This is a genomic window from Neorhizobium sp. DAR64872/K0K18 (assembly GCF_050500175.1).
GTDB lineage: Bacteria > Pseudomonadota > Alphaproteobacteria > Rhizobiales > Rhizobiaceae > Neorhizobium > Neorhizobium soli.
The window spans coordinates 1,887,789-1,902,200 of sequence record NZ_CP191446.1; the positions used below are offsets into that span (position 1 = coordinate 1,887,789).

General features: G+C 60.0%; 17 protein-coding genes. 3 read left to right on the forward strand and 14 right to left on the reverse strand.

Annotated features, from left to right (window positions below; all coding sequences use genetic code 11):
• Nucleotides 1-18: 18 nt before the first annotated feature.
• Both ACQY1P_RS14705 and ACQY1P_RS14710 read left to right on the forward strand, forming a co-directional pair.
• The gene (locus tag ACQY1P_RS14705) at nt 19-1,242 is read left to right on the forward strand and encodes a bifunctional 2-C-methyl-D-erythritol 4-phosphate cytidylyltransferase/2-C-methyl-D-erythritol 2,4-cyclodiphosphate synthase (RefSeq protein ID WP_113110626.1); all 1,224 of its coding nucleotides are present in this window, start codon (nt 19-21) and stop codon (nt 1,240-1,242) included.
• Complete coding sequence (locus ACQY1P_RS14710) at nt 1,239-1,736, forward strand: CinA family protein (protein ID WP_430254068.1); 498 nt, start codon at nt 1,239-1,241, stop codon at nt 1,734-1,736. The genes ACQY1P_RS14705 and ACQY1P_RS14710 overlap by 4 nt, the downstream gene beginning before the upstream one ends.
• A 12-nt stretch (nt 1,737-1,748) precedes the next feature.
• Here ACQY1P_RS14710 and ACQY1P_RS14715 read toward each other — a convergent pair whose 3' ends face one another.
• Nucleotides 1,749-2,201 carry a type II toxin-antitoxin system RatA family toxin gene (locus ACQY1P_RS14715; RefSeq protein WP_062456381.1) on the reverse strand — a complete coding sequence of 151 codons (453 nt, stop codon included), beginning with the start codon at nt 2,199-2,201 and terminating at the stop codon, nt 1,749-1,751.
• Nucleotides 2,202-2,506: 305 nt separating this feature from the next.
• On the opposite strand from ACQY1P_RS14715, the gene ACQY1P_RS14720 reads away from it, so the two are divergent.
• Nucleotides 2,507-2,704 carry a hypothetical protein gene (locus ACQY1P_RS14720; protein WP_062580987.1) on the forward strand — a complete coding sequence of 66 codons (198 nt, stop codon included), beginning with the start codon at nt 2,507-2,509 and terminating at the stop codon, nt 2,702-2,704.
• Between the two features lie 27 nt (nt 2,705-2,731).
• On the opposite strand, the gene lipA is transcribed toward ACQY1P_RS14720, so the two are convergent.
• From lipA to ACQY1P_RS14785, 13 genes are all read right to left on the reverse strand, one after another.
• Nucleotides 2,732-3,721: a lipoyl synthase gene (gene lipA / locus ACQY1P_RS14725; RefSeq protein ID WP_113110628.1), complete on the reverse strand. Its 990-nt coding sequence runs from the start codon at nt 3,719-3,721 to the stop codon at nt 2,732-2,734.
• Between the two features lie 37 nt (nt 3,722-3,758).
• Nucleotides 3,759-4,004 carry a GlsB/YeaQ/YmgE family stress response membrane protein gene (locus ACQY1P_RS14730; protein ID WP_062456372.1) on the reverse strand — a complete coding sequence of 82 codons (246 nt, stop codon included), beginning with the start codon at nt 4,002-4,004 and terminating at the stop codon, nt 3,759-3,761.
• A gap of 70 nt (nt 4,005-4,074) precedes the next feature.
• Nucleotides 4,075-5,538: a dihydrolipoyl dehydrogenase gene (gene lpdA, locus ACQY1P_RS14735; RefSeq protein WP_430254070.1), complete on the reverse strand. Its 1,464-nt coding sequence runs from the start codon at nt 5,536-5,538 to the stop codon at nt 4,075-4,077.
• Nucleotides 5,539-5,615: 77 nt separating this feature from the next.
• On the reverse strand, nt 5,616-6,254 hold the full coding sequence (locus ACQY1P_RS14740) for an SGNH/GDSL hydrolase family protein (protein ID WP_430254072.1): 639 nt from the start codon (nt 6,252-6,254) through the stop codon (nt 5,616-5,618).
• Nucleotides 6,255-6,301: 47 nt separating this feature from the next.
• Nucleotides 6,302-6,544, reverse strand: a complete 243-nt coding sequence (locus tag ACQY1P_RS14745) for a hypothetical protein (protein ID WP_062456364.1) — start codon at nt 6,542-6,544, stop codon at nt 6,302-6,304.
• 123 nt (nt 6,545-6,667) lie between these two features.
• Nucleotides 6,668-8,065: a pyruvate dehydrogenase complex dihydrolipoamide acetyltransferase gene (locus ACQY1P_RS14750; protein ID WP_430254074.1), complete on the reverse strand. Its 1,398-nt coding sequence runs from the start codon at nt 8,063-8,065 to the stop codon at nt 6,668-6,670.
• A 1-nt stretch (nt 8,066) separates the two neighbouring features.
• Nucleotides 8,067-8,360, reverse strand: a complete 294-nt coding sequence (locus ACQY1P_RS14755; protein ID WP_062580997.1) for a hypothetical protein — start codon at nt 8,358-8,360, stop codon at nt 8,067-8,069.
• Between the two features lie 10 nt (nt 8,361-8,370).
• Nucleotides 8,371-9,810 (reverse strand): pyruvate dehydrogenase complex E1 component subunit beta, encoded by a 1,440-nt coding sequence (locus ACQY1P_RS14760; RefSeq protein WP_430254076.1) that lies wholly within the window; start codon nt 9,808-9,810, stop codon nt 8,371-8,373.
• 19 nt (nt 9,811-9,829) lie between these two features.
• Nucleotides 9,830-10,888 carry a pyruvate dehydrogenase (acetyl-transferring) E1 component subunit alpha gene (gene pdhA / locus ACQY1P_RS14765; RefSeq protein ID WP_062456352.1) on the reverse strand — a complete coding sequence of 353 codons (1,059 nt, stop codon included), beginning with the start codon at nt 10,886-10,888 and terminating at the stop codon, nt 9,830-9,832.
• A gap of 183 nt (nt 10,889-11,071) precedes the next feature.
• Nucleotides 11,072-11,389, reverse strand: coding sequence for an FtsB family cell division protein (locus tag ACQY1P_RS14770; protein ID WP_062581006.1), 318 nt, complete (start codon nt 11,387-11,389; stop codon nt 11,072-11,074).
• A gap of 194 nt (nt 11,390-11,583) precedes the next feature.
• On the reverse strand, nt 11,584-12,603 hold the full coding sequence (gene ilvC / locus ACQY1P_RS14775) for a ketol-acid reductoisomerase (RefSeq protein ID WP_430254078.1): 1,020 nt from the start codon (nt 12,601-12,603) through the stop codon (nt 11,584-11,586).
• Between the two features lie 39 nt (nt 12,604-12,642).
• Entirely contained in the window at nt 12,643-13,293 is a 651-nt protein-coding gene (locus ACQY1P_RS14780; protein ID WP_062456344.1) for a TetR/AcrR family transcriptional regulator, read from the reverse strand.
• 176 nt (nt 13,294-13,469) lie between these two features.
• The gene (locus ACQY1P_RS14785) at nt 13,470-14,375 is read right to left on the reverse strand and encodes an AraC family transcriptional regulator N-terminal domain-containing protein (protein ID WP_430254079.1); all 906 of its coding nucleotides are present in this window, start codon (nt 14,373-14,375) and stop codon (nt 13,470-13,472) included.
• Between the last annotated feature and the right edge of the window lie 37 nt (nt 14,376-14,412).

Consider the following 14,412-nt stretch of genomic DNA (forward strand, 5'->3'; position numbering starts at 1 on the left):
ACCAATTTCCGAGGGCTCATGGACGGCGAGATCTTCAAGATAGCCATCGTCATCGTGGCCGCTGGCCGCGGAGAGCGTGCGGGTGCGCCGGGAGACGGGCCAAAACAATATCGCCGTATCGGTGGCTTGCCAGTCATTCATCATACGCTGCAGAAATTTCTGACCTGGCCAAAGAGCGGCCCGATCGTCGTGGTCATCCACCCGGAAGACGAGGCGCTCTACGCCGCCTCGACGGACGGACTTGGCGGAGCCGAGAACATCATTGTCACCTTCGGCGGCGATACAAGGCAGCGCTCCGTCTACGAGGGCCTGCGGGCGATTGCGGCAACGGAGGCGACCCACGTGATGATCCATGACGCGGCCCGCCCTTTCGTCGACCACGCACTGCTGGATCGCATTGCAGAGGGCTTTGCCGCGGGCAATGACGGAATCTTGCCGGCGATGGCGGTGACCGATACGCTGAAGCGTGGCGGATCGGACGGGCTGGTGCACGAAACGGTGTCGCGGGCGGGGCTCTATGCGGCCCAGACACCGCAGAGCTTCCGTCTCTCGGAAATCCGCACCGCGCATGAAAAGGCCGCAGCCCTTCGCCACGACGACTTCACCGACGATGCCTCGATCGCCGAATGGGCGGGCCTTGCCGTGACGATTGTGGAAGGCTCCGTCGACAATATCAAACTGACGCTGAAGCGGGATATCGATATGGCTGACGAAAAACTCACGCAGGGCAACCCTGCCCCACACTATCTGCCGGATGTTCGCACCGGCAATGGCTACGACGTCCACCAGCTCGTGTCCGGCGACGGCGTGACGCTGTGCGGCATCTTCATTCCGCACGATCAGAAACTGAGCGGTCATTCGGATGCCGACGTGGCGCTGCACGCCCTCACCGACGCGCTGCTCGCCACCTGCGGCGCCGGCGACATCGGCGACCACTTTCCACCGTCCGACATGCAGTGGAAAGGTGCCGCCTCACGGATCTTTCTCGAACATGCTGCGAAGATCGTGCGCGAGCACGGCGGCACCATCATGAATGCCGATGTGTCGCTGATTGCGGAAGCCCCCAAGGTCGGTCCGCATCGTCAGGAAATGCGCGAAAAGCTCGCCGAAATCCTCGGCATCTCGCTCGACCGCTGTTCGGTCAAGGCGACGACCAACGAGAAGATCGGATTTGTCGGCCGTGGCGAGGGGATCGCGGCGATTGCCACAGCCACCGTCGTGTTCGGCTCGGTGAAGGCATGAGCCTGTTTCCGGACGATATCGAGGCACAGGCCCGACACATCATCGAGACGTTTTCGGAGCGCAAGCTGATGGTCTCGACGGCGGAATCCTGCACCGGCGGCCTGATCGCCGGAGCACTGACCGAAATCGCCGGGTCGTCGGCGGTCGTCGACCGCGGCTTCGTCACCTATACCAACGATGCGAAGATGGACATGCTGGGCGTGCCCTCATCGGTGCTTGCAACACACGGCGCCGTCTCAAGGGAAACTGCCCTGTTGATGGCAACTGGCGCCCTGTTCCGCTCCCGCGCCGATCTCGCTGTTGCCGTAACAGGCATAGCAGGCCCCGGCGGCGGCTCGGCCGAAAAGCCAGTCGGGCTGGTCCATCTCGCAGCGCGCGGCCGGAACGGAAAGATCCTGCACCGGGAGATGCGCTACGGCGACATCGGCCGAACCAAGATCCGGATTGCGACCGTCAGGACAGCGCTGGAGATGCTGCTGGAGGCGGCGGCCTGAACCTGACCCCAATCAGGCGTAGATCTTGTCCGCGCGCGCTTCGAACGCTTCAGCAAACATGCGGAAGGCGCGGTCGAACATCGAGCCCATCAGAGCGCCGAGAATCATGCTCTTGAATTCATAGTCGATGAAGAAGGCAACGGTGCAACCGTCGGAACCGTCCGTCGCCGGCTCGAACCGCCAGCGGTTATCGAGATACTTGAACGGACCTTCGATATATTTGACATCGATCGCCTGCTCCGCCGGATGCAGCAGGACCTGGGTCGTAAAAGTCTCACGAATCGCCTTGTAGCCGACGGTCATGTCGGCAAGCAGCAACTCCTTGCCGTCACGTTCCTTGCGGGAACGGATCGACAGCGCTTCACAAAGCGGCAGGAATTCCGGATATTTCTCGATGTCGGCGACTAGCGCGTACATCTTCTCGGGACTATGCTTGACGGGGCGTCGTATTTCGAACTTGGGCATGTCGTGGAGTTAATCGCGCACAGGCAGAAGATCAAGAAGCTGACGCATGTGTCGGTGCGATTTCAACATCAGGCGCGCCCAAATCCTGCGCTCTCGCTGTCGTCCAAAAAAATGGCCCTGCCCTCTGGCGGGTTGTTGCTTCAAGGCATATCTGGGACGTCGCCGCTCGGCTCGATAACGGGACGCCGAAAGATTAAATAATTTTAATGTCTCAGCAATGAAGTTGTAATGATCCGCGGGATCAATCCTGCGTATAACGCTTCACGGGAGATGACTGGCCTTTACCTGTCGGAAAGACGCATTCCATGGATGACTTCACGCAAATGATCAAGCTGCTCGAATCCGCCAAGCAACTGGCCGATATGAACCAGCTCCCCATGCTCGCCTATTTTGTGGAAATGGCGAAAGCCGAGACACGCGGACATCGCACGACGCTGCGCGAGCGCCGCCGCGGGCAGGACAAGAACCAGGATAAGATCGAGAAGATTCAAGCGGCCGAGTGATCGGCCGCCAGACCGCAGAAGTGCGGATTACACCGCTGCTGCGAGCAGCTTGCGGGCGCGATTGGCGCGCAGACGGGCGAAATCATCGCCTGCGTGATGCGACGACCGCGTCAGCGGGCTGGACGCCACCATCAGGAAGCCCTTCGTATAGGCCACGGTCTCGTAGGACTTGAACTCCTCCGGCGTCACGAAACTCATCACCGCATGATGCTTGCGGGTCGGCTGCAGATACTGGCCGATCGTCAGGAAGTCGACGTCGGCGGTCCGCAGGTCGTCCATCAGTTGCAGCACTTCGTTGCGCTCTTCGCCGAGGCCGACCATGATGCCCGACTTGGTGAACATCGTCGGATCCAGTTCCTTCACCCGCTGCAGCAGGCGAACCGAGTGGAAATACCGCGCACCGGGGCGAACCGTCAGATAATTGCCCGGAACCGTCTCCATATTGTGGTTGAAGACGTCAGGCTTTGCCGCAACGACTCGCTCGAGAGCGCCCGGCTTCTTGAGGAAGTCCGGCGTCAGGATTTCAATCGTCGTCAACGGTGACGCCGCACGGATCGCCCAGATCACCTTCTCGAAATGCTCGGCACCGCCGTCGGCCAGATCGTCACGATCGACCGAGGTGATGACGACGTGTTGCAGGCCCATCTCCTTGACGGCCTTTGCGACGTTTTCAGGCTCTGACAGGTCGAGCGCGTTCGGCTTTCCTGTCGAGACGTTGCAGAAGGCGCAGGCGCGCGTGCAGATCTCGCCCATGATCATGAACGTGGCGTGCTTCTTGTCCCAGCACTCGCCGATGTTGGGGCAACCGGCTTCCTCGCAGACGGTGACGAGCTTGTGCTCCTTCACAATCGAACGGGTTTCCTGATAGCCCTTGGAAACCGGAGCCTTGACACGGATCCATTCCGGCTTGCGCAGCACTTCGGTATCGGGCCGATGCGCCTTTTCCGGATGGCGGACACGCTTCTCATCGCCCGTGGCCGGGGTGATAAGGTTTATCCTGTCGAGAATGGTGACCATAAATAACTGTCCTCAACCGCTTTGAATGCGGGTACCGTCAACGCCTGACGAGTTTTGCGACAAATAGCAAAATGCACGAGCCGACGAAACCCTGCACGAGGTAACCCAGCCAACCGCTGGCGACATGGATGTTGGCCGCATTGAAGATCGCGTTGGCAATCACCGCGCCGACGATGCCGATCACGATATTCATGAAGATGCCGAAGCGCATATCCATCAGCTTGCCGGCAAGCCAGCCTGCCAGGCCTCCGATGATGATCGCTGCAAACCAGCCCACGCCCATGACTTACTCCGTTCAAACCTCTTCAGCAGATATGGGCGGCAAGCCGCCCATATGCAATCGGCGCTGAGACTTAAGCGTTCAAGACGCGACCATAGGCATCGAGAACGCTTTCCTTCATCGATTCCGAAATCGTCGGATGCGGGAAGATCGTGTGCATCAGGTCTTCCTCTGTCGTCTCGAGGTTCATCGCGACGACGAAGCCCTGGATGAGTTCGGTCACTTCCGCCCCGACCATATGTGCACCGATGAGCTCGCCTGTCTTCTTGTCGAAGATCGTCTTGACCATGCCCTGGTCCTCGCCGAGCGCAACGGCCTTGCCATTGGCTGCAAACGAGAAACGGCCGACGCGGATCTCGCGGCCCTGCTCCTTGGCCTTGGCTTCGGTCAGACCAACCGAGGCGACCTGCGGATTGCAATAGGTGCAGCCCGGGATCTTGCTCTTGTCCATGGCGTGCACGTTCGGCAGGCCGGCGATCTTCTCGATGCAGACGACGGCTTCATGCTCGGCCTTGTGCGCAAGCAGCGGACCGCCGGCGACATCGCCGATCGCGTAGATACCCTCGACATTGGTCTTGCCGTAACCGTCGATGACGATAAAGCCGCGGTCGGTCTTCACGCCGACAGCCTCAAGGCCGATATTCTCGATATTGGCCTGCACGCCGACAGCCGAGATCATCCGGTCTGCGGTGATCTTCTCGGACGAACCGTCCTTCTTCTCGATCGTGGCCGTGATCGAGTTTGCACCCTTCTCGACCTTCGCGACCTTGGCTTCGAGGTGGATCTTGATGCCCTGCTTGTCGAACTGCTTCTTGGCGAAGGCCGAAATTTCGGCATCCTCGACCGGCATGACCTGGCTCATGATTTCGACCACGGTCACGTCGACGCCCATCGTGCGATAGAACGACGCGAACTCGATGCCGATCGCGCCAGACCCCATGACGAGCAGCGACTTCGGCAGCTCCTCGGGCTTCATCGCCTCGAAGTAGGTCCAGATCAGCTTGCCATCCGGCTCGATGCCCGGCAGCGCACGGGGACGGGCGCCCGTGGCGACGATGACGTGCTTGGCGTTGTATGTGCCCTCGCCCAGCGTGTTCTTGGGAACAGGACCCTGCGGCTGGACGATCTCCTTGGTGATCTTGCCGACGACGATCTCGGCCATCTGCGAACCGGATGCCGGCTTGGTGACCTTGGCCTCGCCCCAGATGATATCGATCTTGTTCTTCTTGAACAGGAAGCCGACGCCGCTGTTCATGCGGTTGGCAATGCCGCGCGACCGCGCAACGACCGCCTTGACGTCGGGAGTGATCGTGCCTTCCAGCGTCAGGCCGTAATCCTTGGCATGCTGGGCTGTGTGCAGCACGTCGGCGGTTCGCAACAGCGCCTTGGTCGGGATGCAGCCCCAGTTGGAGCAGATGCCGGCCAGATGCTCGCGCTCGACGACGGCAACCTTCATGCCCAGCTGGGATGCACGGATCGCGGCGATATAGCCGCCCGGGCCGGCGCCGATAACGATGAGATCGTAGGACTGAGCCATTGTTTCCTGCCTTTGTCTTTTTAAGTCTGTGTCTGCGGCGACCATCCATACGCGGCCTGCCGATGTGAATTCTTGGGTCAGATACCGAGCATCATCCGGACGATCGGCTCAAGGCCGCGGCCGATGGCGCGGGTGTCTTCAGCGGTCAGATGCACACCGTCGAGCGGGCTGGTCTTTGAGACCGATCCCGCATCGAAGAAGCCGCAACCGAGTTCATCGGCGAGATCGCGATAGAGCGAGGCGAGCATCGACGACTGCTCGATCCCGCCCTGGAACATCGCCGAAAAGATCGGGTCCCCGGTCTCGCAAAGCGGCGGCGGCGAAACGATCAGCACGTCAGGTGCATCATAGTCGAACGACCATTCGTGATGGCGGATCAGTGCGACCAGCCGCTGAATGCCGGCCCGCGCCGCATGCGCCGTGCCGGCGATCACTGGCTTCATGTCGTTGGTGCCGAGCATGATGACGACCAGATCAAGCGGCATGTGGGTGTGGAGGACGGTCGGAAAATTTCTGACGCCGTTGCGATCGCAATCGGCGAGGTTATCATCATAGCCTGTCGTGCGCCCGTTCAGGCCCTCGGCAATCACCGTGACCTCGTCTCCGAGTGCGGCGCCGAGCACGCTCGTCCAGCGATCCTCGAACGCGTGACGACCGGGACCAACGGGGTCATACCCCCATGTGAGACTGTCGCCGAAGCAAAGAACGGTTTTCATAGTGTCCATACGCCCAGTCATTCCCTGCCGACCTGTCCCTGTCGAGGTCAGGTCCCCTTCATCAGCGTCTCGACCTTGCTTTCAAGCTCGGATATCCGCTCCTCGAAATCACCGGTCATGAATTTCGAGAGCATTGTATCGGCGGTCAGCGCATTGCGAATACTCTTCTGGCCGATCTCAAGCTTGTGCAATTGCTGTTTCACGGCACCGAGTTCACCGCGTATCTCATGCATTTCACCGCGTATTTCACGCAGCATCGGCATGATCATGTCCACCGGTTCGTTCGCCATCGACGTGCTCCTGAGCGGACCGTATTCCGCTCCATCAAATATGGTGGAGCAGCTTACAAATGTCACGCATCAAGCGCATTCACCGATGGGAACGGCCGCGACTTAGGCCGCGGCCGAGATTTCTTAAACCAGCATGCCCATCGGGCTTTCGATGTAGCGCTTGAAGGCCGAGGCCAGCTCTGCGCCGAGCGCCCCGTCGATGACTCGGTGGTCGAAGGCAAAGGTTGCCGTCATCACAGTGCCGACTTCGAGCTTGCCGCCACGCACGACCGGCTTCTCGACACCGGCGCCGATGGAGACGATCGAGGCCTGCGGCAGATTGATGATCGACGTGAAGTTGGAGACACCGAACATGCCGAGGTTGGACACAGACGTGGTGCCGCCCTGGTATTCTTCCGGCTTCAGCTTCTTGTCGCGGGCCCGCTTGGCAAGGTCCTTGACCTCGTTGGAGATGACCGAAAGCGTCTTCGTCTCGGCCTTGCGGACGATCGGAGTGATCAGACCATCCGGGATCGACACGGCGACGCCGACATCCGCATGCTTGTGCAGGACGCGGGCAGAAGACGTCCAGGAGGCGTTCGCCATCGGAACATCCCGAAGCGCCAGCGCCATCGCCTTGATGATGAAGTCATTGACGGAAAGCTTGAAGGCCGGAACCTCACCCTTTTCCGTCTTCTTCACCGGCGCGGACGCATTGATCTCGGCGCGCAGCTTGAGCATCGCATCGAGTTCGCAATCCATCGAAACGAAATACGACGGAACCGTCTGGGTCGACTCGGTCAGGCGCGAGGCAATCGTCTTGCGCATGCCGTCATGCGGCAGAAGCTCGTACGAGCCTTCCGCAAACAGCTTCATGATGTTGTCGTCCGACGGACCCTTTGCCATTGGCGCGGCTGGAACCTGAGCGGCACCGGCAGTTGCCGGCGTTGCAGCAGAAGAAGCAGGCTTTGCACCGCCGGAAGCGGCTGCCTTCTCGATATCGGCCTTGACGACACGGCCATGTGGGCCGGTGCCGGTAACGCCGGTGAGATCGAGACCGGCTTCCTTGGCCATACGACGGGCGAGCGGCGACGAAAACACACGCTTGCCGTCTTCTGCCTTCGGAGCAGGCGTCGACGGTGCCGGAGCGGCATCCGTCAGCGGCTTGTCGGAACTGGCTTCGGACTTCGGCGCTTCGGACGCCTTCTCCGCAGGAGCGGCTTCAGCCTTCGGAGCATCTGCCTTCGGGGCTTCAGCCTTCGGAGCCTCGCCGCCGGAAGCGGCAGCCGAAACATCTTCGCCGTCGACCGCAAGGATGGCGATCAGGGCGTTGACCTTGACGCCTTCGGTGCCGGCCGGAACCACCAGCTTGGCGACAACGCCTTCGTCGACGGCTTCGACTTCCATCGTTGCCTTGTCGGTCTCGATTTCGGCGATCACGTCGCCGGACTTGACCGTATCGCCTTCCTTGACCAGCCACTTGGCGAGGTTGCCCTCCTCCATGGTCGGCGACAGGGCAGGCATGGTGATGTTGATAGGCATGTTAATCCTCCGCCCACACAAGTTCAAACTGGGCAAGTTCGTCAGGATGTTCCGTCAGCCGGGTGACGTCCTCAGGCGTCACTTCGATGTAACCGGCAACGTCTTCAAGCCAGCCGTCTACGGCACCAATCACGCCAATCTCTTCGCGCGGGACACCGACGATCACCTCGGTGTCTTCGGTCTTGACCAAGGCCCAGAACACAATTCTTTCAAACACCGGGTTGTTCTTGGTGCCGATCACTCGGAACCAAGAACCGGAAACCGGCAGAATCTGCTTCACAGAAGATTTCGGCATGACCGGATCCTTACTTGTAGCAGACGGTCTTCACCGCCTGAACGACTTCACCGACATTCGGCAGCGCCAGCTTTTCAAGGTTGGCGGCGTAAGGCATGGGCACGTCCTTGCCGGCGATCGTCAGGATCGGCGCGTCGAGATAGTCGAAGGCCTGCTGCATGACGCGGGTGGCGATTTCGGTACCGACCGACGACTGCGGATAGCCTTCCTCGACGGTAACCAGACGACCGGTCTTCTTCACCAATTCGATCACGGTCGGCAGGTCCATCGGACGGATGGTGCGAAGATCGATCAGTTCGACATCGATGCCGTCCTTCTCGAGTTCGGCAACCGCCTTCGTGGCATAGGCCATGCCGATGCCGAAGGACACGACGGTGACGTCCTTGCCCGTCTTGTGGATACGCGCCTTACCGATCGGCAGAACGAAATCGTCCAGCTTCGGCACTTCGAACTGCTGACCGTAGAGGATCTCGTTTTCCAGGAAGATGACCGGGTTCGGATCGCGAATTGCAGCCTTCAAAAGACCCTTCGCATCGGCAGCCGTATAGGGCATGACGACCTTGAGGCCCGGGATCTGGCTGTACCAGGCGGCATAATCCTGGCTGTGCTGCGCGCCGACGCGGGCAGCAGCACCATTCGGGCCACGGAACACGATCGGCGCACCCATCTGGCCGCCGGACATGTAGAGCGTCTTGGCAGCCGAGTTGATGATGTGGTCGATCGCCTGCATGGCGAAGTTGAAGGTCATGAACTCGACGATCGGCTTCAGGCCGGCCATCGCAGCACCGACGCCGACGCCGGCAAAGCCGTGTTCGGTGATCGGCGTATCGACGACGCGACGCGCGCCGAATTCCTGCAGCAGGCCTTGCGTGATCTTGTAGGCGCCCTGGTATTCGGCGACTTCTTCACCCATCACGAACACATCGCCATCACGACGCATTTCTTCGGCCATGGCATCGCGAAGTGCTTCGCGAACCGTGGTCATCACCATTTCGGTGCCGGCCGGAATGTCCGGATCGGCAGCAATTTCGATCTTCGGCTGCGCCGGAACCTTGGCGTCAGCAGGTGTCTCGTCCTTGGCTTCGCGGGCCTTGCCGCCGGCAGCATCCGAAGTTGCAGCCGGAGTGTCGGCATCGGCCTTCGGAGCATCTGCCTGGGGCGCACTTTCCTGTGCAGGCTTGTCAGCCTTCATGTCGTCGGCGGTTTCGCCTTCGGCAAGCAGGATTGCGATCTTGGTGTTGACCTTGACGTTTTCGGTGCCGGCCTCGATCAGCAACTTGCCGATCACGCCTTCATCCACAGCTTCCACTTCCATGGTCGCCTTGTCGGTCTCGATTTCGGCGATCACGTCGCCGGAGGTGACCTTGTCACCCTCTTTTTTCAGCCACTTGCTGAGCGTGCCTTCTTCCATCGTGGGAGAAAGCGCGGGCATCAGGATATCGATTGGCATTGAGGTTCCCTCCCCGCGATCAGAGCAGAATGTCGGTGTAGAGCTCGGATACATCCGGCTCCGGATCGTTCTGGGCAAAATCTGCAGAATCCGAGACCACGTCACGGATATCCTTGTCGATCGCCTTCAGTTCGTCCTCGGTCGCCCAGCCGCCGTCGAGGATGCGCAGACGCACCTGTTCGATCGGGTCCTGCTCGGAGCGCATCTTCTGCACTTCTTCCTTGGAACGATACTTCGCCGGGTCGGACATCGAGTGACCACGGTAGCGGTAGGTCAGCATTTCGAGAATGATCGGACCCTTGCCGGAACGGCAGTGAGCGAGCGCCTCGTCGCCGGCGGCCTTGACGGCGCGCACATCCATGCCATCCACCTGGATGCCGGGAATGCCGAAGCCGGAGCCGCGCAGCGAATAGTTCGACTGCGCCGTCGCGCGGGCGGTCGATGTGCCCATCGCATAACGGTTGTTCTCGACGATATAGACGATCGGGAGCTTCCAGAGAGCAGCCATGTTGAAGCTCTCGTACACCTGGCCCTGGTTGGCAGCGCCATCGCCGAAATAGGCGACCGATACGCTGTCATTGCCGCGATAGGCATTGGCGAAAGCAAGACCGGTGCCGAGAGACACCTGCGCGCCGACGATGCCGTGGCCGCCATAGAACTGCTTTTCCTTGGAGAACATGTGCATCGAGCCGCCCTTCCCCTTGGAATAGCCGCCGCGACGCCCCGTCAGTTCCGCCATCACACCACGGGCACTCATGCCGGTTGCCAGCATATGGCCGTGGTCACGATAGGCGGTGATGACCTGATCGCCCTCTTTCTGCGCCATCTGCATGCCGACGACGACAGCTTCCTGGCCGATATAGAGGTGACAGAAACCACCGATGAAGCCCATGCCGTAAAGCTGGCCGGCCTTTTCCTCGAAGCGGCGGATGAGCAGCATTTCGCGATACGCGTGCAGCTCGTCATCCTTGCCGAAGTCCGACATATTCTTGCCGGTAAAATCCTTTGAAACGTTCTGGGTTGCAGACTTTGCCGCCGTTTTGCGGCCGGACGTAGACGCGGTTTTAGCTTGCGCCATCGATCCCTCCCTGTGTGCTGCTCTTTATAAAGGGGACATCATGTCAAAATGACGCACCCTGGTTTCGGAGCGTAACATAGGGAAGAAAGCACGGACCAGCAATGCCATAATTGCATGGCTCACATCCAAATTAAATCACTGATATCGTTGCTGAATTGTGAAATTAACCAGCTTGTGGTTAATTTAGAAGTAGTTGTTGAAGATCACGATCTCGTCGCGCTTGGAGACGTTGAGCTGGTAGCGGGCGATCTCGTCGAGCATGTCCTTCTCGAGAGACCCGTCGCTCATCAGCTGGACCTGACGCTCCAACGCCTTGCGACCGTCGGTCAGCCTTGTCAGTTCGGCAACCCGCTCGATCCGCCGCTTCTCGAATTTCTCCGTCGCGATCAGCCCGAGTTCGCCATGCACGGAATGATATCCGAAATAGGAAACGAATGCGATCGTGATGGCAGGCAGGACGAAACGACCGAATTTTCTTTTCTTGTGATGCTTGGTCCACATGCTCACGAGACGCCTACCCATTACGCTAAACTGGATCAGGATCGATCCGAACTGCGAGAGAGAATCGCAGAACTTGCTTAAGCAATGGTTGACCGGGGAGCCTCGACCGGCGACTTCACCCGCTCGACGTCACCCAGAAATGCGAAAGGCCGGAGCTTTCGGCTCCGGCCTCCGTTTCAATCTGCAACAATCGCTTAGTTGACGGCCTTGTCAACCAGCTTGTTCTTGCCGATCCATGGCATCATGGCGCGAAGCTTGGTGCCGACTTCCTCGATCTGGTGCTTGTCGTTCATGCGGCGGATGCCCTTGAAGCGGGCGCCACCGGCACGGTATTCCTGCATCCAGTCGGACGTGAACTTGCCGGTCTGGATATCGGTCAGAACCCGCTTCATCTCGGCCTTTGTCTCGGCGGTGATGATGCGCGGACCGGTGACGTATTCGCCCCACTCGGCCGTGTTGGAGATCGAGTAGTTCATGTTGGCGATACCGCCTTCATAGATCAGGTCGACGATCAGCTTCACTTCGTGCAGGCATTCGAAATAGGCCATCTCAGGCGCATAACCGCCTTCGACCAGCGTTTCGAAACCGGCGCGGATCAGTTCGACGAGACCGCCGCAGAGAACAGCCTGTTCGCCGAACAGATCGGTTTCGCACTCTTCCTTGAACGTGGTCTCGATAATGCCGGACCGGCCGCCGCCAACGCCACAAGCGTAGGAGAGAGCGATCTCAAGTGCATTGCCCGACGCGTTCTGGTCGATGGCAACGAGGCAGGGAACGCCGCCGCCCTTCTGGTATTCGCCGCGAACCGTATGGCCTGGGCCCTTAGGTGCGATCATGACGACATCGACCGAAGCCTTCGGCTCGATCAGGCCGAAATGGACGTTCAGGCCGTGTGCGAAAGCAATCGCAGCGCCGTCGCGAATGTTGCCGGCGATGTCGGCCTTGTAGATGTCTGCCTGCAGCTCGTCGGGAGCCGCCATCATCATCAGATCTGCCCAGGCGGCAGCTTCGGCAACGGTCATGACCTTAAAGCCATCGGCTTCGGCCTTCTTGACGGTCGGCAAATCGGCACGCAGGGCGATGACGACATTGCCGGCACCGCTGTCCTTCAGGTTCAGCGCGTGGGCGCGACCCTGCGAACCGTAACCGATGATGGCAACCTTCTTGGACTTGATGAGATTGAGATCAGCATCCCGATCGTAATAAACGCGCATCGTATGTTCCTTCCCTATGAACGTAACTGTTGTTGATGATTAGCGGGCCGAGGAGGTGCGCAACACCTCCAGCGGCTGTTTCTCGGTGCGATACAGCGACAGAAAGGCATCGATGGCTCTTTCCGCCTGGCGTGCAGTATCCTTCAGCCCCGGTTCGCCGAGCAGCATGCGAACATGCAGATCAGAGACGATCAGGCCGTAAAGCGTATGATAAGCGGCATCCGCGTTGTCGAACCGCAGGAGACCTACCCGTTTGCCCGCATCGATCAGCGCCATGGCGCGACGATCGATCTGGCGGCGGCCGTGCTCGACCAGCAGTTTGCCGAGCTTGGATCCGTTCGGTCCGGCACCCGGTCCCGACTGGCCGATCGCCAGCCGGTTCAGCGCCAGCGACACGTCGCCGGAGAGAACCTCCAGCAGATCGCGTGCGAAAAGTTCGAGATGCTCGCGCAGAAGCTCGGCGCTCAGCCGCTCGCCGGAGCGCTCGAAAGTGCGGACCTTGGCGGCCTGATGGGCGATCATCGCCGCCAGCAGGCCTTCGCGGTCGCCGAACCACTTGTAGAGGCTTTCCTTCGAGCAGCTTGCAGCGCGCGCAAGCCCGGATGTGGTGAGCGCCTTCTCCCCGCCTTCGACGAGCAGACGCAGCGCCTGTTCCAGAACCTCGTTCTGGCGCGGCGAAAAGTCGGGCATGTCTGCGGTTTCGGTTCTCACGGCTCACCTCTGAAGTACCGTACGGTACGGTTCTGCCGGTATAAATGATTTCCCATGCCCGTCAAGTGCTTCTGGCGGGTCACGCGAATAAGATGCGGGATGAGTTGGCATTCGCTAGCCGGGAGAGAACTCTAGCTAGTCGGCGTGATTTGCGATCAGCTGGCAGACGGCTCACGCACTGAGCTGATGTCACGGCTCGGAGACATACCGTAGAGACGGCCATATTCGCGGCTGAACTGGGATGGGCTCTGGTAACCGACACGGTGGCCGGCATTGCCCGCGTCCAGTCCGTCGACCAGCATCAACCGGCGCGCCTCGTGAAGCCGCAGATGCTTCTGAAACTGAACCGGCGTGAGAGCCGTCACGGCCTTGAAGTGATGGTGGAACGAGGACGGGCTCATTCCCACGTGATCCGACAGATCCTCGATCTTGAGCGGACGATGGAAATTTAATCGCAACCAACTGACGGCGCGTGCGATTCTGGAACTCTGCGTTTCCGACATGGCCATATGGACAAGCCTTGGCCCATCGGGCGAGGTCAGCAGGCGGTAGAAGATCTCCTGTTCGATAAGCGGCACCATCGCAGCGATATCGGATGGCGTATCGAGCAACCGCACCAGTCTGGTTGTCGCATCGATCAGATCAGGCGACGCATGGTTGACCGTCAGCCCGCGGTATCCCTCGCTTGCCAGAGAGTCTGGCTGGAAGTTGATACGGTCGAACAATTCGTGCAGCCGCTCCATCTTCAGATCGAGACAGAGGCAGTAGTAGGGAATATCGCCGCTGGCCTCCACCACCCAGGACGCGACGGGCAGATCGAGTGATGTCAGAAGATACTGACCAACGCCATAGCGGTACGTCTCACGGCCAAGCGTCAGGCTCTTGGAGCCCTGTAGGACCAGCGTGTAACTGGGAGAATAGGCCGTATGAAGCGGCGCTGTTGGAGCCGAACATCGGTGCAGCCGCAACCCTTCGATCGCAGTCGTGCCCTCATTGCCTTCGACCGCATGCCGGGCAGCGAGTGCCGTCAGTTCCTGATAAGGCATGAAGGAAATTGTCATGAAGTCTCACCACCGTCGCGCGTTCCGGCACTGACAT

Bases quoted from the DNA above. Each gene is read 5' to 3' on its own strand.
- ACQY1P_RS14710 (WP_430254068.1), top strand. From the start codon at position 1,239: ATGAGCCTGTTTCCGGACGATATCGAGGCACAGGCCCGACACATCATC.
- lipA (WP_113110628.1), bottom strand. From the start codon at position 3,721: ATGGTCACCATTCTCGACAGGATAAACCTTATCACCCCGGCCACGGGC.
- ACQY1P_RS14780 (WP_062456344.1), bottom strand. From the start codon at position 13,293: ATGCCCGACTTTTCGCCGCGCCAGAACGAGGTTCTGGAACAGGCGCTG.
- ACQY1P_RS14760 (WP_430254076.1), bottom strand. From the start codon at position 9,810: ATGCCAATCGATATCCTGATGCCCGCGCTTTCTCCCACGATGGAAGAA.
- ACQY1P_RS14740 (WP_430254072.1), bottom strand. From the start codon at position 6,254: ATGAAAACCGTTCTTTGCTTCGGCGACAGTCTCACATGGGGGTATGAC.
- ACQY1P_RS14770 (WP_062581006.1), bottom strand. From the start codon at position 11,389: ATGTGGACCAAGCATCACAAGAAAAGAAAATTCGGTCGTTTCGTCCTG.
- ACQY1P_RS14785 (WP_430254079.1), bottom strand. From the start codon at position 14,375: ATGACAATTTCCTTCATGCCTTATCAGGAACTGACGGCACTCGCTGCC.
- ACQY1P_RS14720 (WP_062580987.1), top strand. From the start codon at position 2,507: ATGGATGACTTCACGCAAATGATCAAGCTGCTCGAATCCGCCAAGCAA.
- ACQY1P_RS14715 (WP_062456381.1), bottom strand. From the start codon at position 2,201: ATGCCCAAGTTCGAAATACGACGCCCCGTCAAGCATAGTCCCGAGAAG.
- pdhA (WP_062456352.1), bottom strand. From the start codon at position 10,888: ATGGCGCAAGCTAAAACCGCGTCTACGTCCGGCCGCAAAACGGCGGCA.
- ACQY1P_RS14730 (WP_062456372.1), bottom strand. From the start codon at position 4,004: ATGGGCGTGGGCTGGTTTGCAGCGATCATCATCGGAGGCCTGGCAGGC.
- ACQY1P_RS14750 (WP_430254074.1), bottom strand. From the start codon at position 8,065: ATGCCTATCAACATCACCATGCCTGCCCTGTCGCCGACCATGGAGGAG.
- lpdA (WP_430254070.1), bottom strand. From the start codon at position 5,538: ATGGCTCAGTCCTACGATCTCATCGTTATCGGCGCCGGCCCGGGCGGC.
- ACQY1P_RS14755 (WP_062580997.1), bottom strand. From the start codon at position 8,360: ATGCCGAAATCTTCTGTGAAGCAGATTCTGCCGGTTTCCGGTTCTTGG.
- ilvC (WP_430254078.1), bottom strand. From the start codon at position 12,603: ATGCGCGTTTATTACGATCGGGATGCTGATCTCAATCTCATCAAGTCC.
- ACQY1P_RS14705 (WP_113110626.1), top strand. From the start codon at position 19: ATGGACGGCGAGATCTTCAAGATAGCCATCGTCATCGTGGCCGCTGGC.
- ACQY1P_RS14745 (WP_062456364.1), bottom strand. From the start codon at position 6,544: ATGGCGAACGAACCGGTGGACATGATCATGCCGATGCTGCGTGAAATA.